Origin of the sequence: Streptomyces sp. MP131-18 (genome assembly GCF_001984575.1) — a bacterium.
Lineage (GTDB): Bacteria > Actinomycetota > Actinomycetes > Streptomycetales > Streptomycetaceae > Streptomyces > Streptomyces johnsoniae.
In genome coordinates, this window is the sequence record NZ_LZNS01000001.1 from 6,838,128 (window position 1) to 6,857,972 (window position 19,845).

19 protein-coding genes are annotated in these 19,845 nt (G+C 71.8%); 10 read left to right on the forward strand and 9 right to left on the reverse strand.

Annotation, left to right across the window (positions count from 1 at the left end; all coding sequences use genetic code 11):
• Positions 1–12 precede the first annotated feature (12 nt).
• Genes STBA_RS30540 through STBA_RS30550 form a run of 3 tightly spaced genes read right to left on the reverse strand, consistent with a single transcriptional unit; the run spans position 13 to position 3,112 of the window.
• Positions 13–837, reverse strand: coding sequence for a carbohydrate ABC transporter permease (locus STBA_RS30540; RefSeq protein WP_253195117.1), 825 nt, complete (start codon positions 835–837; stop codon positions 13–15).
• A 26-nt stretch (positions 838–863) separates the two neighbouring features.
• Positions 864–1,790: a sugar ABC transporter permease gene (locus STBA_RS30545; RefSeq protein ID WP_077062277.1), complete on the reverse strand. Its 927-nt coding sequence runs from the start codon at positions 1,788–1,790 to the stop codon at positions 864–866.
• Positions 1,787–3,112, reverse strand: a complete 1,326-nt coding sequence (locus STBA_RS30550; protein WP_077062278.1) for an extracellular solute-binding protein — start codon at positions 3,110–3,112, stop codon at positions 1,787–1,789. The genes STBA_RS30545 and STBA_RS30550 overlap by 4 nt, the downstream gene beginning before the upstream one ends.
• 118 nt (positions 3,113–3,230) lie before the next feature.
• Between STBA_RS30550 and STBA_RS30555 the strand changes: the two genes are divergently transcribed.
• From STBA_RS30555 to STBA_RS30575, 5 genes are all read left to right on the forward strand, one after another.
• Entirely contained in the window at positions 3,231–4,322 is a 1,092-nt protein-coding gene (locus STBA_RS30555) for a substrate-binding domain-containing protein (RefSeq protein ID WP_077062279.1), read from the forward strand.
• A gap of 310 nt (positions 4,323–4,632) precedes the next feature.
• A complete protein-coding gene (locus STBA_RS30560) occupies positions 4,633–5,598 on the forward strand; it encodes an ABC transporter permease subunit (protein ID WP_366510909.1) in 966 nt (321 codons plus the stop codon).
• Positions 5,595–6,527, forward strand: a complete 933-nt coding sequence (locus STBA_RS30565; protein ID WP_253195119.1) for a carbohydrate ABC transporter permease — start codon at positions 5,595–5,597, stop codon at positions 6,525–6,527. The genes STBA_RS30560 and STBA_RS30565 overlap by 4 nt, the downstream gene beginning before the upstream one ends.
• A gap of 20 nt (positions 6,528–6,547) precedes the next feature.
• The gene (locus STBA_RS30570; protein ID WP_077062280.1) at positions 6,548–8,197 is read left to right on the forward strand and encodes an extracellular solute-binding protein; all 1,650 of its coding nucleotides are present in this window, start codon (positions 6,548–6,550) and stop codon (positions 8,195–8,197) included.
• Between the two features lie 305 nt (positions 8,198–8,502).
• On the forward strand, positions 8,503–9,234 hold the full coding sequence (locus tag STBA_RS30575) for a class I SAM-dependent methyltransferase (protein ID WP_077062281.1): 732 nt from the start codon (positions 8,503–8,505) through the stop codon (positions 9,232–9,234).
• 17 nt (positions 9,235–9,251) lie between these two features.
• Here the strand turns inward: STBA_RS30575 and STBA_RS30580 are convergent, their stop codons facing one another.
• Positions 9,252–10,187: an RNA polymerase sigma-70 factor gene (locus STBA_RS30580; protein ID WP_077062282.1), complete on the reverse strand. Its 936-nt coding sequence runs from the start codon at positions 10,185–10,187 to the stop codon at positions 9,252–9,254.
• A 173-nt stretch (positions 10,188–10,360) separates the two neighbouring features.
• Between STBA_RS30580 and STBA_RS30585 the strand changes: the two genes are divergently transcribed.
• Positions 10,361–10,846 (forward strand): carboxymuconolactone decarboxylase family protein, encoded by a 486-nt coding sequence (locus STBA_RS30585; RefSeq protein WP_077062283.1) that lies wholly within the window; start codon positions 10,361–10,363, stop codon positions 10,844–10,846.
• A gap of 318 nt (positions 10,847–11,164) precedes the next feature.
• Positions 11,165–11,434 carry a hypothetical protein gene (locus STBA_RS30590; protein ID WP_077062284.1) on the forward strand — a complete coding sequence of 90 codons (270 nt, stop codon included), beginning with the start codon at positions 11,165–11,167 and terminating at the stop codon, positions 11,432–11,434.
• A gap of 34 nt (positions 11,435–11,468) precedes the next feature.
• On the opposite strand, the gene STBA_RS30595 is transcribed toward STBA_RS30590, so the two are convergent.
• The 5 genes from STBA_RS30595 to STBA_RS30620 all read right to left on the reverse strand — a co-directional run bounded on the left by STBA_RS30595 (position 11,469) and on the right by STBA_RS30620 (position 17,543).
• Positions 11,469–12,227: a GntR family transcriptional regulator gene (locus STBA_RS30595; protein ID WP_077062285.1), complete on the reverse strand. Its 759-nt coding sequence runs from the start codon at positions 12,225–12,227 to the stop codon at positions 11,469–11,471.
• A 49-nt stretch (positions 12,228–12,276) separates the two neighbouring features.
• Entirely contained in the window at positions 12,277–13,569 is a 1,293-nt protein-coding gene (gene hmgA, locus STBA_RS30600; protein ID WP_077062286.1) for a homogentisate 1,2-dioxygenase, read from the reverse strand.
• Between the two features lie 62 nt (positions 13,570–13,631).
• Entirely contained in the window at positions 13,632–14,939 is a 1,308-nt protein-coding gene (locus STBA_RS30605) for a hypothetical protein (RefSeq protein WP_077062287.1), read from the reverse strand.
• A 230-nt stretch (positions 14,940–15,169) separates the two neighbouring features.
• Positions 15,170–15,631: a MaoC family dehydratase gene (locus STBA_RS30610; RefSeq protein ID WP_077062288.1), complete on the reverse strand. Its 462-nt coding sequence runs from the start codon at positions 15,629–15,631 to the stop codon at positions 15,170–15,172.
• 394 nt (positions 15,632–16,025) lie between these two features.
• Positions 16,026–17,543, reverse strand: coding sequence for an NAD(P)-binding domain-containing protein (locus tag STBA_RS30620; RefSeq protein WP_077062290.1), 1,518 nt, complete (start codon positions 17,541–17,543; stop codon positions 16,026–16,028).
• A 127-nt stretch (positions 17,544–17,670) separates the two neighbouring features.
• Between STBA_RS30620 and STBA_RS30625 the strand changes: the two genes are divergently transcribed.
• The 3 genes from STBA_RS30625 (at position 17,671) to STBA_RS30635 (ending at position 19,810) form a co-directional block, all read left to right on the forward strand.
• The gene (locus tag STBA_RS30625) at positions 17,671–18,699 is read left to right on the forward strand and encodes an aldo/keto reductase (RefSeq protein WP_077062291.1); all 1,029 of its coding nucleotides are present in this window, start codon (positions 17,671–17,673) and stop codon (positions 18,697–18,699) included.
• 70 nt (positions 18,700–18,769) lie between these two features.
• Positions 18,770–19,330 carry a GNAT family protein gene (locus STBA_RS30630; RefSeq protein ID WP_077062292.1) on the forward strand — a complete coding sequence of 187 codons (561 nt, stop codon included), beginning with the start codon at positions 18,770–18,772 and terminating at the stop codon, positions 19,328–19,330.
• A gap of 63 nt (positions 19,331–19,393) precedes the next feature.
• On the forward strand, positions 19,394–19,810 hold the full coding sequence (locus STBA_RS30635; RefSeq protein WP_216355992.1) for an AraC family transcriptional regulator: 417 nt from the start codon (positions 19,394–19,396) through the stop codon (positions 19,808–19,810).
• The last annotated feature ends 35 nt before the right edge of the window (positions 19,811–19,845 follow it).

The following is a 19,845-nucleotide window of genomic DNA, read 5'->3' on the forward strand; positions in this document are numbered from 1 at the left end:
CGGCCTGGTGGCTCACTTGACGCTCCCGGTGGCAAGGCCGGAGCGCCACTGCCGCTGGAGCACGATGAAGGCGATCACCAGGGGCACCACGGCGAGCAGCGAGCCGGTGATGACCAGGGGGCTGTACTGGGGGAACTGGCTCACGCGGGAACTCCACTGGAAGAGGCCGAGCGTCATGGGGAACAGCTCGGGATCGGTCAGCATGACCAGGGGCAGGAAGAAGTTGTTCCAGATGCCGACGAACTGGAACAGCAGAACGGTCACCACGCCGGGCCGCATCATGGGCAGCGCGATGGTGAAGAAGGTGCGCAGTTCGCCCGCGCCGTCGACGCGGGCCGCTTCGAGCACCTCGTCGGGAACGGCGGCCTCGGCGTAGGCGCGGGCCAGGTAGACGCCGAAGGGGTTGGTCAGCAGGGGGATGAAGACGGCCCAGAAGGTGTCGACGATGCGCAGTTCCGAGGCGAGCAGGTAGAGCGGCAGCGCCAGGGCGGTGGTGGGCACGAGCACGCCGGCGAGGGTGACGGCGAACAGGGCGCGCCGCCCGGGGAAGTCGAGCTTGGCGATGGCGTAGCCGCAGGCGGCGCAGATCAGCGCGCCGAGGACGGCGCCGAGCCCGGCGTACAGCAGGGAGTTGCGCACCCAGTCGAGGAAGACGCCGTCCTCCTCGGCGAACAGGTCGCCGAGGTTGCTCCACAGGTTCCAGTCGCCCAGCTCGAAGGCGCCGGTGGTGGAGAAGTCCCCGACGTTCTTGGTGGCGGAGGTGAACAGCCAGATCAGGGGGAGCACGCTGTAGAGCGCCGCGATCAGCAGCAGGGTGTGCACCACACTCTTGGACATCCAGCGGGATGTCCCCCGCGGCGCGTTCATCGTGACCTCCGGGCGGACAGGCGCATCACCAGCGCCGAGAGCAGGGCCGAGGCGAGTGCGAGCAGCAGCGAGGCGGCGGCGGCCCGGCCGTAGTCGTTGCTGATGAACGCGGCCTCGTAGACGTACAGGCTGGGCGTCCAGGTGCTGGTCACCGAGGTGGTGAACGAGCGCAGTACCAGTGGCTCGGTGAACAGCTGGAGGGAGCCGATGACGGTGAAGACCAGCGCGACGAACATGGTCGGCCGGATCATCGGGACCTTGATGGCGAGCGCGGTGCGGATCGGCCCCGCGCCGTCGACGGTGGACGCCTCCAGCACGTCGCGCGGCACGGTGCGCAGCGCGGTGTAGAAGATGATCATGTTGTAGCCCATCCACTGCCAGGTCGCCATGTTGACGATGGACGGCAGCACGCCGTTGCTGCCCAGCGGGTCCCAGGGCAGCACGTCGTTGAGCGGGCCGATGTTGGGGCTGTAGAGGTAGGCCCAGATGAGTCCGGCGATCACGCCGGGCACGGCGTAGGGCAGGAACACCGCCAGCGACCACACCTGCCGCAGCCGCACGGTCGCGCCGTCCAGCAGGAGGGCGAGCACCAGCGCGCCGCCGAGCATCAGGGGCACGTGGATGACGGCGTAGAGGGCGACGTTGCCCACGCTCTCGCGGAACGCGGCGTCGCCGAGCACGTCGGCGTAGTTCTCCAGCCAGACGAAGACGTCGTGCGGGCCGTCGAAGCCGAGCCCGGAGAGGCGTTCGGTGAACAGGCTCAGGTAGAGGGCGTAGCCGATGGGCACGAGAACGGTGCACAGCAGCAGCAGCGCGAACGGCGCGGCCAGCACCAGCGGCGCCAGCCGGGAGCGGCGACGCGGCCGGGGCGCGGTGTCCTTCTGCGTCTTCCCGCCGGTCGGGTCGGGGGTCACGATGGTCACGCCGCACCCCCTTCCCTGACCGACAGGCCGCGGTCGCGCATGGTGGACACGGCCGCCTCCTGCACTTCGCGCACGGCGGCGGGGATGGTGGTGCCGCCGGTGGACACGCCGCCGAAGGAGTCGGCGACCGAGGAGAACAGGCCGAGCGCGTTGGGGCCCCAGGTCCATTCGGGCACGCGGGCGTCCGCCTCGTCCAGCACGTCGTACACGGGGGCGCCGATGAAGTAGTCGTCGGGGACGACCTCGCGGGCGACGTCCCGGTTGGGCAGGTAGGCGGGGAACGGCGAGGTGAACGCCGCGCCGATGCGCGGCACTTCGGGGTCGGTGCTGAGCCAGCGCAGGAACGTCATCGCTGCCTCGGCCACCTCGCTCTCCGCGGAGATCCCGAAGGCCGTGCCGCCCTGCACGCCGTTGGCGGGCCGGTTGGTGTCCCAGACCGGCATGGCGGTCACGGCCCAGCGGCCGGTGTCGTCGGGGATGGACTTCTTCAGCGTGCCCACGCCCCAGGCGGCTCCCAGGTATCCCCACAGCCGGCCCTCGTGCATGCCGGCGATCCAGTCCTGGGTACCGGTGCCGCCGTTCCGCACCAGGTCGGCGTCCATCAGCTCCTGCCAGAACTCGGCGGTGCGCAGGGTGCCCTCGCCGGCCACGTTCACCAGCCAGGTGTCGCCCTCGATGCGCCACCACGGGTCCCCGGCGCCCCAGCACATGCCGGCGAAGAAGGAGCCGTCGTTCAGCGGGAACGTCGTCAGCCGGGCATCGGCGTCGGCCTCGCGCACCAGCTCGGCGGCGTCGGTGAACTCGCGCCAGTCGCGGGGGACCGGGATGCCGTGCTGGTCGAAAAGGTCCTTGCGGTAGTAGAGCGCCATGGGGGCCAGGTCCATGGGGACGGCCCAGGTGCGCCCGTCCGGGCGCACGGACCGCCAGGCGGCCGGCGAGTATCCGTCCGCGAGGTCGGCCATGTCCGCGGTGAGGTCCCGCAGTCCGCCGGTGGCCAGGATCTGGATGAGGCCCTGGTACTCGACATGCAGGATGTCGGGCGCGTTGTGGGCCTTGATGGCGTTGGTCTGCTGCGCGTAGCCGCCGGAGAGACCGGCGGCGATCACGCTGAGGTCGACGTGGACCTCGTTCTGTGCCGCGTTGAATGCCGCCACGTACTGATCCATCCCGGTCATCCAGGACCACAGGGTGACCCGGGTCGCCCCGGAGGCGGTTGTCGAGGACGTACAGCCGGCGAGACCGACGCCACCGGCGGCGAATGCGGCGGTGCCGGCCGACGCGCGCAGCAGCGCGCGGCGCGACCAGCCGGTGTGTTGCGCCATAGCCTCTCTTCCTTCCCGAACAATCTGTCGGGCCACTCCAACCTGTGGGATAGTTCACGGTCAATCACCTGGAGCCATAACGATCAAAATCGATCAAATGCGAAAGTGAGGGCAGCCGGTGTTCCTTCCCTCGGAGCGCCAGGAGCGCATCCTTGCCGCCGTGCGCCAGCAGGGCACGGTCCGGCTGAGCGAGCTGGTCGAGCGCCTCGGCGTCTCGGCGGTGACCGTGCGGCGCGACGTCACCGCCCTGGCCGACCGGGGTCTGCTGCAACGGGTGCACGGCGGCGTCACGCTGCGGCACCGCCGCGGCCGCGAGCCGGAACAGCAGCGCACCCCCTTCGGCCCCACGGCCGCCGGCGTGCTGCTCGGCATGGTCGTGCCGTCCGTGGAGTACTACTGGCCGCACGTCATCCAGGGCGCCCAGACCGCGGTGAACGCGGCGGAGGGCCGGCTGGTGATGCGCGTCTCCAGCTACGAGCCCGGCGAGGACCGGCGGCAGATCACCGCCCTGCTGGAACGCGGGGTCCGCACCCTGCTCGTCGCCCCGGTCGTCACCGGCACCTACGGCCTCGACCTGCTGCGCTGGCTGGCCGCCCTGCCGGTACCCGTGGTGCTGGTGGAACGCCAGCCCCCGCCCGAACTGCCGACCCTGGCCCTGGACGCCGCCACCACGGCGCACGCGATCGGTGCCGGGCTCGGCGTCCGGCACCTGGTCACCCTGGGGCACCGCAACATCGCGCTGGTCCTCTCCGGGAGCAGCCCCACCAGCCGGGCGCTGCGGCAGGGGTGGGCGGAGACCATGACCGAGCTCGGCATGCCCCGGCCCGACGCCTGGCTGTTCGAGGTCGCCAGCTACGGCACTCCCGGCTGGGCGACCGCGTACGACGAAGTGCTGTGGCGCTGCCGGGAGCAGGGGATGACGGCGCTGCTCGTGCACTCCGACCGGGAGGCCATCGGCATGGTGGAACGCGCCAGGGACCTGGGCATCGCGGTGCCCGGCGAGCTGGCCGTGGTCTCGTACGACGACGAGGTCGCCGCCACGTCCGATCCGCCGCTGACCGCCGTCCGCCCGCAGAAGCACCGGCTGGGCAAACTGGCCGCCGAACTGGCCCTGGCCCGCGCCACGGAGGCCGGCCGCCGCCCGGTGCACCGCGTGCAGCTGTGGCCGACCCTTGAGGTCCGCGAGTCCTGCGGCGGTCAGCCGGATTGAGCCCCGCCGCGGGCCCGGGTGTGTTTCGTTTGCCGCCCGGCCCGGGCGCGATGTGGAGGGCGACTTGTTCCGGTTGGTGGCCATTCATGGAGTGCTGAAGTGACGGAAAGCGACGATTTTGGCCTGCGGTGACTTACCGTGCCGATCGTTTCCGATGCCTTCCGATCACTTGTTGCGTGATTTGTTGACCGATGTTGCTTCGAGCCGGAACGTATCGGCCACCTCTCGTCGGCGGGCCCGTGACACGTTCCGGGCGCGCCGACGTGCTCGTCCCCGCATGCCGCGCCGCCCGAAGCCGACAGGAACCGCCGTGACCAATACCCTTTCACGCACCCGTTCGACGGGCGCCCCGCCGGGGCGACGGCCACCCGGCGAACGCCCCAGATCCCCTTGGCGCGCACGGCTGCGCGGCCAGCGCACGCTGCTGCTGCTGGCCGCGCCCGGCATCGTCTACTTCCTGGTGTTCCACTACGCCGCGCTGTTCGGGAACGTCATCGCGTTCAAGGACTACGTGCCGTTCCAGGGCGTCTGGGAGAGCCCCTGGGTGGGCTTCGACAACTTCGAGCGGATGTTCCAGGATCAGGCGTTCTGGCAGGCCGCGTGGAACACCGTGGCCATCGCCGGCCTCCAGATCGTCTTCTTCTTCCCGCTGCCGCTGGCCCTCGCCCTGCTCCTGCACAGCCTGGCCAGGGGCCGAATACGGGCCCTGGTGCAGTCCGTGGTCTACCTGCCGCACTTCCTGTCCTGGGTCATCGTGGTCGCCCTCTTCCAGCAGATGCTCGGCCCCACCGGCATGTTCGGCGGCGACGTGGCCTTCGTGGCCGACGTGCTCAGCAACCCGGACGCGTTCAAGCCGCTGATGGTCGCCCAGATCATCTGGAAGGACTGCGGCTGGGGCACCATCATCTTCCTCGCGGCGCTCAGCCAGGTGAACAACGACCTGTACGAGTCCGCCGCCCTGGACGGGGCCGGGCCCTGGCGCCGCTTCTGGCACATCACCCTGCCCGCGCTGCGTCCCATCATCATCCTGCTGCTGATCATGCGTCTTGGCGACATCCTCACCGTCGGCTTCGAGCAGATCCTGCTCCAGCGCGACGCGGTCGGCCCCGAGGCCGGTGAAGTCCTCGACACGTTCGTGTACTTCCACGGCGTGCTCGGCGCCGACTGGGGCTACTCCGCCGCCGCCGGCCTGTTCAAGGGCCTGGTCGGCGCGGTGCTCGTCTTCGCCGCCAACCGCATCGCCCACCGGCTCGGAGAACAAGGGGTCTACAAGTGAGCAGCGCCGTCATCGACCGGGTCCTCGGGACCGCCGAGGAACGCCCCGCCTGGCAGGAACGGCCCCGGCTCGCCACCCGCATCGGCAAGGTGGTGGCGCTGCTGGGGGTCTGCACGCTCATCGTGGTCCCCCTGCTCGTCGTCGTCTCCACCTCGCTGGCCTCCCCCGACGAGGTCACCGAAGGCGGCGGCTGGGTCCTGTGGCCCACGGAGCCCACGCTCCAGACCTACCAGGACATCCTCTCCGGCGGCACCATCACCCGTTCCCTCGTGATCAGCGTGGGGATCACCGTCGGGGGCACGCTGATCAGCCTGTTCGGCACCATCACCCTGGCCTACGCGCTCAGCCGCGACCACTTCTCGCTGCGCCGCCCGCTGCTGCTGATGGTCCTCTTCACCTTCCTCTTCCCGCCCAGCATGCTGCCGAGCTATCTGGTGGTGAAGAACCTGGGCCTGCTGGACACCTACTGGGCGCTGACCCTGCCCGTGGCGATCAACGTGTTCAACCTGGTGATCATGCGCGGCTTCTTCCAGGCGCTGCCGGGCGAGCTGTACGACGCCGCCCGCATCGACGGCGCCGGTGAACTCACCGTGCTGACCCGCATCGTCCTGCCGCTGTCCAAACCCGTCATCGCGGTGATCGGCCTCTTCTACGCCGTCGGCTACTGGAACAGCTTCTTCCACGCCATCCTCTACCTGAACGACTCCAGCGACTGGCCGCTCCAGGCGGTCCTCCAGACCGTCGTCACCCAGGGCGCCGCGCTGGGCGGCAACACCAGCGACGCGCTCTCCGACACCGGCGCCCTCGCCGCGCCGCAGAGTTACCAGATGGCCACCGTCGTCGTCGCCATCGTGCCGATCCTCGTCATCTACCCCTTCATCCAGAAGTACTTCACCAAGGGCGTGCTGACCGGCGCCATCAAGAGCTGAGCCGAGGAGAGACGACGCACATGGCACCGACCACCCGACGCGGTTTCCTGCGCGGCTCCGCCGCCGCGACCGCCGCACTCGCCGGCGCCCCCGCACTCGTGGGCTGCGGCACCTCCCAGGTGCGCAGCGCCGCCAACGTGGGCACCGACCCCGTGCCCTGGCCCGCCCACATCCCGCTGCCAGGGCCGCGGCCCGACCTGCCGCCCGACCCGCGTGGCGTGGACGCGGGCTTCCTGCGCTACCCCGACCGGCTGACGCGCGCCACCGCCGGGCGGCCGGGTAATGGAGAGCGGATCACCGCCCTGGTGGAGACCTACGAGTCGCCGCCGCTCGGGCCGGACAGAAACCAGTACTGGGCCGCGCTGAACGAGGCGCTCGGCGTCGACCTGGACCTCCAGATCGTGCCGAGCGGCAACCTCGGCCACAAGATCGCCACCATGATGGCCAGCGGCGACATGCCCGACCTGATGATGGTGCGCAACTGGATGCCGCGTATCGCCGACTACATGGTCAACCAGGCCGCCGACCTCAGCGACCACCTGGCGGGCGACGCCGTGGCCGACTACCCCAGCCTCGCGAACCTCCCCACCTACGCGTGGCAGGACGTGGGGCTGATGGCCGGCCGCATCTACGGCGTCCCCATCGTCCGCCCCCGCACCGGCTCGGCCATCCTGGCGAACCGCGAGGTGCTCTCGGACCTGGCCGGCGACGCCTACAACGCCTGGGACGCGGAGGAGTTCGTCGCGGTCCTGCGCGCCGCCACCGAGGGCAACCACTACGGCTTCGGCGTCCCCGAGGGCGGCTGGGCCTTCGGCGCCCCCACCTTCGCGGGGTGGTTCGGCGCACCCAACTTGTACGGCATCGACGACGCGGGCAACTTCCTGCGGGCCGAACTCACCGAGGAGTACCGGGCCGCGGTCGAGTTCACCGCGCGCCTGCACCTGGACGAGAAGGTGTACTACCCGGGGGCCGCGACCCTGCCCACGACCACGCTCAAGTCCCTCTTCTTCAACGGTACGGTGCGCAGCCATCTCGACAACCTCTCCGGGTACCGGACCGAGGTGGCCGTGGTGGGCGACTCGTTCACCGTGGACCTGCTCCGCCCGCCCACCGGGCTCTCCCCCAGGCCGCGGCCGCACTTCGGCGGCGGCACCTACGGCGCGGCCATCCTGCGGCCCGCGGCGCCCGAGCGCATCCGGCTGATGCTGCGCGTACTCGACTTCCTGGCCTCGCCGTTCGGCACGGAGGAGTACGAGCTGGTCAACTTCGGGGTGGAAGGCGTCCACTTCACGCGCGAGGACGGCGACATCCAACGCACGGAGCTGGCCGACACCGAGAACTCGAGCACCGTGCCGGTCAGCTACCTCACCGCCCCGCCGCCGGTGCACTACTTCCCCGGCGACCCGGACGCCGCGCGCCGGGCCCACGCCCATCAGCTCACCGAGGTGGCGGACGGCATCCCGCCGCTGACGTCCGGCCTGGTGGTCAAGGACTCCCGCCTCGAACGGCAGAAGCACACCAACCTGTTCCTCGACGCGATGCTGGCCATCATCCAGGGCCGCGCCTCGATGGACCGCTGGGACCAGGCCATCCGCACCTGGCGCACCGACGGCGGCGACCGGGTGGACGCCGAACTCCAAGCCGAGTACGAGGCGGTGCACGGCCGCTGAGAAACGCGCCACCCGCGGCGGGCGGCGGACCGACACCGGACGGCACCGACTGAGGCCGGGGAAGGCGCGTCCCGTCCCCGGCCCGCGCGCGAACTCGCGCGAAAAGCGTTCCTGGCGCGCTGCGGAACGCCCCGAGGCGGCCCGCCGCGGGGGTGCCCTGGCCCCGCCGTGCCCGGCGGGGCCAGGGCCGTCCGCGTTGCCGCGCGGGGTCGCCGCACGACCGCACACGGCCGCCGTTCACCCACTCTGAGCTGGGGATTCGCCGGAAACGGGCCTACGATCACATGAGCCGGAAAGGGGATGTGATGGACCGGAACATACGCACCGTGGACGATGTGCTGGGGCTCATGGACACGCTGTTCGCGCCGGGTGCCGACCGCTGGACGGCCGACGCGGGCGGCTGGTGGGACGACTTCTACGCGGACCGCGCCAGGCCGGTGCCGTTCTTCGCGGACAAGCCGGACGAAAGCCTCGTCTCCTGGCTCGACCACGGCCTGATCACGTCCGGCCGTGCCCTCGACCTGGGCTGCGGGCCCGGCCGCAACGCCCGCCACCTCGCCGCGCGGGGCTTCGACGTGGACGCGGTCGACCTCTCGCCCGTCGCCATCGCCTGGGCCGAGGACCGCGCCCGTGCCGCGGGCTCCGCGGTCCGCTTCGTGTGCGGCGACGCCTTCGGCCCGGCAGGCGAGCAACTCACCGGCCCCTACGACCTGATCTACGACTCCGGCTGCTTCCACCACCTGCCGCCGCACCGCCGCATCAGCTACCTCGCCCTCCTGGACCGGCTGCTCGCGCCCGGCGGCCGGTTCGCCCTCACCTGCTTCGCGGCCGGTGCGATGGGCTCGGAGCTCTCCGACGCCGACTTCTACCGCACGTCCGGCCTGCACGGCGGCCTCGCCTACACGCCGGAGTCGCTGCGGCAGATCTTCGCCGACCTGGCCGAGGTCGAACTGCGCCGCATGCGTGACGAGCAGCCCGCGTCCGGCCGGTTCGGCGAACCGTTCCTCTGGACGGCCCTGTTCCGCGCCCGCCCCTGACCGGCCGGCTCAGCGGCTCAGCGGCGCAGCGTGGTCTCCCGCTGCATGTGCGACAGCTTCTCGGGATTGCGCACGGCGTAGAGCCCGGTGATGAGGCCGTCGTCGATGCGCACCGCCACGACGGTGTCCAGCTCCCCGTTGAGCCGGATGATCAGCGCCGGGTAGGCGTTGACCTGGGCCGGCCGCAGCGACGCCGCCGTGATCCTGCCCAGCCCGGCCGCCAGCAGGCGGGCCACCTTGCCGGCCCCCACGATGGGCCGCAGGACGGCCTGTTTGACTCCGCCACCGTCCCCCAGGAGGACGACGTCCGGCGCGAGGACGTCGAGCAGGCTCTGCAGATCGCCCGTTTCGACGGCCCGTTGAAAGGCCGCGAGCGCGTTCCGGCTCTGGGCCGGGGAGACGGTGCCGCGCGGCCGGCGCGCGGCGACGTGCGCCCGTGCCCGGTGGGCGATCTGGCGGACCGCGGCGGGGGTCTTGTCGACGGCTTCGGCGATCTCGTCGTAGGCGAGGTCGAAGACGTCGCGCAGCACGAACACCGCGCGTTCGGTCGGGGTGAGCGTCTCCAGCACCAGCAGCATGGCCATCGAGACGCTGTCGGCGAGCTCGACGTCCTCGGCCACGTCAGGGGTGGTGAGCAGCGGCTCGGGCAGCCAGGGGCCGACGTAGGACTCCTTGCGCCGGCCGAGCGTGCGCAGCCGGGTGAGGGACTGGCGGGTGGTGATCCGCACCAGGTAGGCCCGTGGGTCCCGCACCGTGCCGAGGTCCACGCCCGCCCATCGCAGCCAGGTCTCCTGGAGGACGTCCTCCGCGTCGGCGGCCGAGCCGAGCAACTCGTAGGCGACGGTGAACAGCAGATTGCGGTGGGCGACGAACGCCTCCGTGGCGGGGTCGGCGCCGCCGTCGGCGGGCCGCCCGGCCGTGTCCTCCGTACGTTCTCCGCGCTCGCTCTGCACCGGCTGCCCCTGCCTGTTCGCTCCGGACGGTGTCACGCGCACAAGACGCCGGCCCCCGCAGCTTTGTGACGCCCCTGAGAGGTGGCGCACGTCACGCCACCGTCCCGTCACAAGGGGCGGCCCGTCGGCATCTCGTGTTCGTTCAGTGCAAGACCACGAGTGAGGACGAAAGTATGGAAGCCCGATTCGACATGCGCGCCAACGAGGTCGCCACCAAGTTCGCCAAGCGGCTCGCCAACGCGGGCCTGGTGATCCACCAGTCATCGCTGCCGAAGTCCACGCTGGAATTGGTGTCGCTGCGCGCCAGCCAGATCAACGGCTGCGGCTGGTGCGTCGACCTGCACACCAAGGAGGCCGCGGCCGCCGGGGAAACCGCGGTCCGGCTCCACTTGGTCGCCGCCTGGCGCGAGTCCACCGTGTTCACCGAGGCCGAACGGGCGGCGCTGGCGTTCGCCGAAGAGGGCACCCGGCTCGCCGACGCCCACCACGGTGTGTCCGACGAGACCTGGGCCCAGGTGCGCGAGCATTACGACGATGACCAGATCGCCGCGCTGGTCTCCTCGGTGGCCCTGATCAACGCGGCCAACCGGCTCACCGTGATCGTGCACGAGCCTGGCGGCTCCTACGAGCCGGGCATGTTTGCCGCCGAGTTCTACTGAGCGGCGGACGCATCCGGCCCGGGCCCGCACTGACCCGTGGGGGCCCTGCCGTGGCATATGTCACACCCTCTCCGGCGGGGGGAGCGGTCGCGGTCACTCCTTGGTGGGGGTGGCCGCGACCGGTGCGGCCACTCCGTTCATGATCAGGCCGCCGTGCCCGCACGCACAGGGGTTTCGGTGGGTGAACGCCTGTCTCGGGGTGTTCGTCAACCCCGTTGCTGGGAAAGGTGAATCATGGGACCGGGATACCCATGCGTCCCTGTGGGGCGTTAGGGTTACCCTGCCCGGACCGGGTGCCGTTGTACGGGTGGGAGAGTCATGAAGCAGATAACAGCGCGGAGCGGGCCGCCACGAGTGCCTGCGATCAACTGCGGGAGCAGCGCCAACAGCGCTCGTCTCGACCGTCACTTGAGCGTGCTCTCCGGCCCCGCGGTGCCGCAGCGCGAGGCCGAGGAGGCCACGACGCTGATGCGCGAGCTGACCCAGCGCGACGAGAAGGCCCTGGCCCGAGCGCGCCGCGGTCCCCGCGTGCTCCTCGTCGCACCGCTGCGCAGGCTGCGCCGCACGCTGTTCGGCGGTCGCGGCTGACCCGGCCGCCGGGCCCGGCCCGGCGGCCCGGCGGTCACTCGTCGGGGGAGGCGTCCATGGACACGGCAAAGGAGAACCGGTCCCCCCGGTAGTGAATCCGCGCGACGTCCACGGCCTGCCCCTGTCCGTCGTACTCGACCCCCGTGATGTGCAGGATCGGGCTCAGCAACGGCACGCCGAGCAACTGCGCCACGGGCGGATCGGCCAGCCGCGCCTGCACGGTGTTGGCGATCCGGCTGACCGTCACCCCGGCTATGTCCCGTAGCACTTTGGTCATCGGCCAGCGTTCGAGCGCGGCCGGGTCGATCCGGTCCGCGACCTCGGGACGCACCAGGTTCTCCGCACAGTTCGCCGCCTCGCCGGTGGCCCGGTCCCGCCGCAGGCGGCGGAAGCGGACCACCTCGGCGACGCCGGGGAAGTACTCGGCCAGCTCGGCCGGGACGGGCACGGGGCCGTGGTCGAGCAGGGTGGTGACCTCGCCCGACTGCTGCGCCACGATGGTGTCCACCGAGCCGAGGAGCCGCACCGGCGTGCCCCCGCCCGCGGTCGGCCGGATGAACGTGCCGCGGCGCCGTTGGCGGGTGATCAGCCCCTCCAGCTCCAGCTCCTTCAGCGCCTGCCGCATAGTCAGCACGCTCACCCCGTAGTGGGCGGCCAGCTGCTCCTCGGTCGGCAGCCGCAACGGCGCCTCGGAGGAGCGGCCCAGGATGGACGCGCGCAGCGACTGCGACACCTGGTACCACAGCGGCAGCTTCCGGTTCAGCTCAAGCGAGTCGGGGGCGAAGACGGTCACGGCGGTCGCTTTCGGCTCGGCGGGTCGTTTCCTCGGGGCCGTCCCCGGGTCAGGAGGGGAAGTGGGAGTTCAGACCCTGCCACACCTCGTCGTACGCGCGCTGCCTGGACGGCGTACTCCAGGCCTGCTCGGTGAGCGTCACCGGCCAGCGCGTCTCGAACATGATGGCCAGCCCGTCGTCGATCTTCTGCGGTTTCAACTCGGCCGCGCCGGCCCGCTGAAACGTTTCCCGGTCCGGGCCGTGTGCCGACATCATGTTGTGCAGCGAGCCGCCGCCCGGCACGAACCCCTCGGCCTTGGCGTCGTACGCCCCCTCGATCAGGCCCATGTACTCGCTCATCACGTTGCGGTGGAAGTACGGCGGCCGGAAAGTGTCCTCGCCGACCAGCCAGCGCGGGGCGAAGACGACGAAGTCGGCCCCGGGGGCGGTCAGCACCGTGAAGATCGACGGGTCCGGGTGGTCGAAGCTGATCGACCCGATCACGTTGAAGCGGCGCAGATCGTACAGGTACGGCACGTGGTTGCCGTGCCAGGCGACCACGTCGAGCGGGGAGTGGTCGTAACGGGCGGCCCACAGGCTCCCGCCGAACTTGTTGATCACCTCCACCGGACCGGCCGCCTCCTCGTACGCCGCGGCGGGGACGAGGAAGTCACGGGCGGCGGCGAGGCCGTTGGCGCCGATCGGGCCCAACTCGGGCAGCTCGAACGGCTCCCCGTAGTTCTCGCACACGTACCCGCGCGCGGCGCCGTCGGGCAGCTCGACGCGGAAGCGCACCCCGCGCGGGATCAGCACCATGTGCCCGGGGCCCGCGCGCAGCGGCCCGAACTCCGTGCGCACCAGCAGCGTGCCGCGCTCGGGAACGATCAGCAGCTCGCCGTCCGCATTGCCGAACACCCGGTCGGTCATCGGCGCGTTGGCGCGGTACAGGTGCACGGCCATGCCCGTGCGCCCGCGCGCGTCACCGTTGCCGCCCAGCGTCCACAGGCCGGCCACGAAGTCCGTGCCCGCCGGCGGCTCCGGCAGCGGGTCCCAGCGCATCCGGTTCGGATCGGGCTCCCGTTCGCCGAACGGTGCGCCGCGCAGCTCGCCGTTGCCGATGCGCAGGAACGGCGGGTGCGCGGCCGAGGGCCTGATGCGGTAGAGCCACGACCTGCGGTTCGTGGCGCGCGGCTCGGTGAATGCCGTCCCGCTCAGCTGCTCGGCGTACAGGCCGAGCGGGGCGCGCTGCGGCGAGTTCCGCCCGAGCGGGAGCGCGCCCGCGACCGCCTCACTGCTGTGCTGATTGCCGAACCCGCCGGAGGAGCCGGCCGCTTCGCCCATGTCCCGTGTCTCCGTGCCCATCGCCCACGCTCCCGTCACCGAACCATTCCTTTGTTCGACCGTAGGAATTGTGGGCGGTGGCGTCAACGTCCGTGCACGGTGCGTGCCAAAAGCTCCGCCGCGGGCCTGCGGTTGCGGTAGGGCTGAAGCGCCTGCCGCATGTCGCGCATCGCCCGTTCTGCGTCACCGGAACGCAGCCGCTCGCGCGCCGCGAGGAAGCTCTCCCACGCCGCGCACGCCTCGTCCAGATGCCCGGTACGCAGCAGCAACTGGCCGAATCTGGCCTGGCTCAGCGCCCGGCCGCGCACATCGGACGCGGCCCGCTCGCCCGCCGCCCGGCGCAGCGCCGCCAGCGCACCGTGCAGGTCGCCGAGCGACTCCAGCACGGCCGAGGTCTGGAAGTGCAGCGCGGCCGCCGGGTAGCTGTCGAACGGCGCGGACGCGCTCCCGGCGCGCTCGGCCGCCCGCTCGGCGTGGCCCATCGCCGCGAGCGCCCCCCGGCGATCACCGGTCCGCCCGAGCACCACCGCGAGCTGCGCCTGTACGTACGCCTGCTGCGCCGGGGGCGCCGTGCGCGCCCCCCGGTGCGCGGCATCGGCCAGCTGGAGTGCCGAGGGCAGGTGCCCCAGGCGCTGCGCCTGGGCGCTCATCGCGCGCACCACCACACTCCAGGTCGTGCGGTCGCCCGACTCGTCGGCCAGCCGGTGCGCATAGGTGTAGTAGCGCTGCGCAACTCCGTGCAGCAGTCCGTCCTCGTACATACGGGCCAGCAGGAACGCGAGGCGGGCGGCCAGGACCAGGACCTCACGGCGCAGCCGCTGCGGCTGCGCCGAGGTGAGCAGGGGCATCACGTCGTCGGCAAGATACGCGGACAGCGCGCTGCGGGCGTGCCGCCCGCCGTGCGTGTCGATGGACGCCGCGAAGAACACCACCGCGTCGTGCAGCGCCGCCGTGACCTCCGTGCGCCCCCCGAGCGGGCGGCCGGGCACGGCGTGCGCCGGGGCGCCCGCCACCACCGCGTCGGCCACCCGGTAGGGGCGTTGGTGCAGCAGCGTGCGCCGGGTGGCATCGGTGTCCGTGCGGCACAGCGCCGTGAATCCGGCGACCGGGTCGGCCGGGGTGGTGTCCCGGGCGCAGCCGGGAAATCCGGCCGCCTCCGGCGTGACCGGTCTGCCGATGCGCCGGGTCAGCGCCTCCGCGGTCAGCTGCGGAACAGGGTGCCGTGGCTGCGTTCCGGACAGCCAGTGCGCCACGGCCGTGCGGTCGTACCGGAGGATCGCGCCGATCTCGGCACCCAGGGCGTTCACGGCGCGGGCCAGCGCCTCCTGGGTCCAGCCGGCCTCGGTGAGCAGCGCCCGCAATTCGTAGTTCGGGCCGCGCCGGTTCGTCATGGTCCTGTGTTCTCACGGCGGCGCCCGCGTCGGCAGGGCGCACGGTGGCACAGGGCCGTTGAGCCCTGCGTCACCATCACACGATCGAGTTCGCATGCACGCCGTGCGGTCACGCGCGCGTGGTGGTCGTGCGCCGGGTGGTTGACGGTGGAGCCATGAACGACCCCGTCCTCCACGCCGCCGTCGCACGCCCCGGGCGCCTCCGGGCCCGGGCCCGGAGTGCCGACCGCTCAGAAGTAGTACCGGGTGACCGTTTCCGCGGCGCAGACCGGTTTGGTGCCCCCCTCGCGCTCCACGGTCACCGCGAGCGCGGTCTGGATACCGTCGGGGACGTCCGTCACCGAGGCCAGGCTGCCGGTGGCCCGGATACGGGAGCCGGCCGGCAGGGGGGAGGGGAAACGCACCTTGTTGGTCCCGTAGTTGAGGGCCATGCGGACGCCCTCCACCCGGATCAGATCCGGTAGCAGGGCCGGCAGCAGCGACAGCGTCAGGTACCCGTGGCCGATCGTCGACCCGAACGGGCCGTGCGCCGCCCGCTCGGGATCGGTGTGAATCCACTGGTGGTCGCCCGTCGCCTCGGCGAAAAGATCGATCCGCTGCTGGTCCACCGTCAGCCAGTCACTGACACCCAACTGCTCGCCCACCGCGGCACGCAGCGCGTCCGGCGAGGTGAAGATACGCGGCTCCGTCATCCCGCCAGGATACTCGCCGGTAGCAAGAGGGGAACGGGGCCGTGCGGACCGCCGGACCCGGGTCAGACGACCTGGTCGAGCCAGGGCTCCTTCGGCCGGTACCCGCAGGTGCATTCCCGCGGCAGGCCGTGGCCGCCCGGCGCCCTCCCGCGGCACGGGGCCGGCAGGTGCCGCCGATGGCCGCACGAGGCGCACGGCCACGTCTCAGGTCCGCCCACGTCCGCGGGCTTCGGCCAGAACTCCCGGCAGCCGCAGGGCCGGGGCGCGGCGCCACCGGCCCGGCTGCCGGTCGTTCCCCGGCACCGGCCGTCGACGAGGACCAGCCGGTCGTGGTCCGCGCGCGGATGCCCGCACTCCCGGCACTCCTGCACCTGCCACGCCATGCCGCCACTCGTCATCCGCGCCCCCCGCCTCCGTTCCCGTGCGTCCCATTCCGCGACCCGGTCCGCGTCACGTGGGAACCGGCCATCGGCTCGGCGAGCCTGAGGCGCCGCACCGCGGTCGGGGCACCTGCCACCACGTGGCCCTGGCCGAGCAGGTCCCTCAGCCCCGCGAGGGACAGCTCCAAGTGGGCCGGATCGACCCCCGCCGCGCGTGAGGCGTCCACGATGTTCGCCATCGCGGCGATCTGCAAGTCGAGCGTCTGGACGAGCCGCGGCTCGGCGCCCGACTCCCGTTCCGCATCCACCTCCGCGGCGAAGGCGGGCAGCACCCCGGCCATGTTCACCAGCCAGCGCACGAGCAGCCCGGTGAAGCCGGCCGCGGTGCCCTCCGGCCGCGAGGTGGCCATCGCGACCGCGTGATGGAAGCCCTCGAACATCAGGTTCATCCCGCTCAGCAGGGCCAGGTCGTAGAGCGAGGCGAGACCGGTGTCCGCGCCGAGGTACCTCGCCTCGCCCAGCACCTCGATCACCTCCCGGTGCGCGTCGAAAACGCGCTGCTGACCGCTGTAGAGGAAGAACGCGTCCGGGGTGGCGACGGTCGTCGGAATGGCCATGATGCCGCCGGCCAGGAAGTCCGCACCGTGCCCGGTGACCCAGGCCGACAGCTCCTCGGCCTGTGCGGGCGTGCCGGTGGTGAGATTGACGACCGTGCGGCCCGCCAGCTGCCCGGCCACCGGTTCCAGGGTCTCCAGCACGGACCCGTGGTCCAGCAGGCACACGATGACCAGGGGACTCGCGGTCACCGCCGCCTCGACCGAGTCGGCGCGCGACGCGCCGCGCGCCACCAGCTCGTCCCCCTTGGCGGCGGTGCGGTTCCACACCGTGGCCGGCCGGTCGGCGGCGAGCAGGGCGGCGGCCAGGGCCCGGCCCATCTCGCCGAGGCCGAGCACGCTGACCTGGGCGTTGTTGCTCATGTGGGTACTCCCTCGGGTGCGCTGATCGCTGTCGTTCCTCACCCTCACGGAGGCGACCTGGCGGCACAAGTACCCACAATGAAGTGCGTACTTACCCAAAGGTGCGTGGTGCCGCCGCCTGCCGGGTGGGGTGGGTGCGGTGCCGTAGCGGAGTCCGTCGACGAGCAGGGCGACCATGCGCCGGGTGTGGCCGTTGTCGTCGTCCTGTGCCGGCAGGGTCAGGTTGCGGGTGGCGAGCAGCAGGTCTTCCGGGGCGACGTCGGGGCGGATCTCGCCGGCTTTCGCCGCGGTGTCGAGCAGGGTGCCGAGGACGGGCAGCAGGCGCTGTTCGAAGCAGGAGGGCAGGGCGCCACAGGCCGGGTCCCCCGAGTGCAGGGCGGCGCTCAGTCCGCGTTTCGTGGCGATGAAGGCCGTGAAGCGCCGGAGCCGCTTGGTGAGTGCTTCGGCCGGTGCGTGCCGCGCGGCGAGGGGGGATGCGGCGTCGGCGCGCACGCGCCTGCGGGGCTCTCCGCCGGCCGCGCCGGCGTCGGCTTCCTGTGTCGCGTCCTCGCTCACGATGCTCCCTTGCTCCCCTGCTCACTTGCTAAGCGGAACACCGTTCCGTATTGTCTGGGCTGAACGCTGTTCCGTTTATGCGGCGTAGCGCGCTGCATCGGGCACCGGCCAACGCACAAGGAGCTTCATGAAGTACCGCCCACTGGGCCGAACCGGCATCAAGGTCAGCCCGTACTGCCTCGGCGCGATGAACTTCGGCGCCATCGCCAACACCGACCACGAGGACTCCGTCCGGATCATCCACAAGGCGCTGGGCGCGGGCATCAACTTCGTCGACACCGCCGACGCCTACTCACACGGCGAGTCCGAAGAGATCGTCGGACGCGCCCTCAAGGGCCGCCGGGACAACGTCGTGCTCGCCACCAAGGCCCACCTGCCGATGGGGGACGACCCCAACCAGCAGGGCAACTCGCGGCGCTGGCTGGTCCGCGCGCTGGAGGACTCCCTGCGCCGCCTGGGGACCGACCACGTCGATCTGTTCCAGATCCACCGGCCCGCGCCGGACACCGACGTGGAAGAGACCCTCTCCGCCCTCACCGACCTGATGCGCGCGGGCAAGGTCCGCGCCATCGGCAGTTCCACCTTCCCCGCCTCGGACATCGTCGAGGCGCAGTGGGTCGCCGAGCGGCGCGGCCTGGAGCGGTTCCGCACCGAGCAGCCGCCGTACTCGATCCTCGACCGCGGCATCGAACGCGAGGTGCTGCCCGTCTGCGAGCGCTACGGCATGGGCGCCCTGGTCTACAGCCCGCTCGCGGGGGGCCTGCTCACCGGCCGCTACCGCAAGGGCCGGCCGGCCGACACCCACCGGGCCGGCTACGGTTTCGCGTTCATGAGCGACGAGCGCCGGCTCGACGCCGTCGAGCGGCTCATTCCGCTCGCCGAGGAGGCGGGGATGCCGCCGGCGCACCTGGCCATGGCCTTCGCGATCGCCCACCCCGGCGTCACCTCCGCAATCATCGGACCGCGCACCATGGAGCACCTCGACGACCTGCTCGCCGGCGCCGGGACCACGCTGACCGAGGACATCCTCGACCGGATCGACGCCATCGTGCCGCCCGGCACCGACGTCAGCGCGCTCGATATGACCTACGACCCACCCGCGATCCAGCAGACCGCGCTGCGCCGCCGCACATCCGGCGAACGGTCCGCCGCCTGATCCGCCGGCTTTCGGGGTGCGGAACTGCGCGCCGGGAGCGAGGCGTTCGCCGCCGGTAGAGTCGCCGGGCATGCACCCAGTGAGCCGTAACAGCGCTCGTCTCGCCCTGCGGGAGCTGACCGTGGACGACGTGGACGCCGTCCACGCGATCTACGGCAGCCCGGCGGCGACGGAGCACCTCTCGTTCGAACCGCTCACCCGGGAGCAGGTCGGGCACATCGTTGCCAGGTCGGTGGTCTCCGCCCAGGCCGCACCGCGGGCGGAATACGCCCTCGCCGCGTGCGAGCGCGACGGCGGACGGCTCGTCGGGTACGCGCGCCTGTCGCTGGACAGCCACGGGCATCAGGCGGCGACGATCGGGTTCGCCCTGCCCCCGGACTCCTGGGGCGGCGGCTACGGCACCGAAATCGTCCGGGCGCTCCTCGCCCTCGGGTTCGGGGATCTGCGTCTGCACCGCATCTGGGCCGCGCGATCCCCCGTCAACACGGCTTCCGGCATCGTCCTGGACCGGGCCGGGTTCATCCAGGACGGACGCATCCGGCACCACGTGCACGTCCGCGGTGCCTGGCGCGACTCCCTCGTGCACTCGATCATCCGCGACGAGTGGGCCGGGGCCGCGGCGAGGGTGTGACGAGACGTCCGCCGGGGCCGCTCGCCGGCCTGCGGGGCGCGGAACCGTGGTGTGATGGGCCTTGTGAGCCGCGCCGCAGAGGACACCAACCGCCGCATGCTCCGGGCCAGGGACGCGATGGACCGCGCCTACGCGCAGCCGCTCGACGTGCCGGCCCTGGCCCGGATCGCCCACGTGTCCCAGGCACACTTCTCCCGCACGTTCCGGGCGACGTTCGGCGAGACGCCGCACCGCTACCTGCAACGCCGCCGTGTCGAGCGTGCGATGTCCCTGCTGCGGGATACCGACCGCAGCGTGACGGACATCTCCTTCGACGTCGGTTTCGGCAGCCCCGGCACCTTCAGCCGCACGTTCCGCGCCATCGTCGGCAGTTCACCGAGGGCCTACCGCAAGAGGGCGGCCGCCACCGCGGGCGTACCGACGTGCTTCACGATGGCGTGGACACGGCCGAGCGCCGGCCGGCTGCCGTCCGACGGCTGAGCAGTTTCGGATAAGTTTCCGGCCGGCCCGCTCGG

Coding starts and splice junctions, on each gene's coding strand:
- STBA_RS30540 (WP_253195117.1), bottom strand. CDS start 837: ATGTCCAAGAGTGTGGTGCACACCCTGCTGCTGATCGCGGCGCTCTAC.
- STBA_RS30550 (WP_077062278.1), bottom strand. CDS start 3,112: ATGGCGCAACACACCGGCTGGTCGCGCCGCGCGCTGCTGCGCGCGTCG.
- STBA_RS30570 (WP_077062280.1), top strand. CDS start 6,548: ATGGCACCGACCACCCGACGCGGTTTCCTGCGCGGCTCCGCCGCCGCG.
- STBA_RS30575 (WP_077062281.1), top strand. CDS start 8,503: ATGGACCGGAACATACGCACCGTGGACGATGTGCTGGGGCTCATGGAC.
- STBA_RS30585 (WP_077062283.1), top strand. CDS start 10,361: ATGGAAGCCCGATTCGACATGCGCGCCAACGAGGTCGCCACCAAGTTC.
- STBA_RS30590 (WP_077062284.1), top strand. CDS start 11,165: ATGAAGCAGATAACAGCGCGGAGCGGGCCGCCACGAGTGCCTGCGATC.
- hmgA (WP_077062286.1), bottom strand. CDS start 13,569: ATGGGCACGGAGACACGGGACATGGGCGAAGCGGCCGGCTCCTCCGGC.
- STBA_RS30605 (WP_077062287.1), bottom strand. CDS start 14,939: ATGACGAACCGGCGCGGCCCGAACTACGAATTGCGGGCGCTGCTCACC.
- STBA_RS30610 (WP_077062288.1), bottom strand. CDS start 15,631: ATGACGGAGCCGCGTATCTTCACCTCGCCGGACGCGCTGCGTGCCGCG.
- STBA_RS30625 (WP_077062291.1), top strand. CDS start 17,671: ATGAAGTACCGCCCACTGGGCCGAACCGGCATCAAGGTCAGCCCGTAC.
- STBA_RS30630 (WP_077062292.1), top strand. CDS start 18,770: ATGCACCCAGTGAGCCGTAACAGCGCTCGTCTCGCCCTGCGGGAGCTG.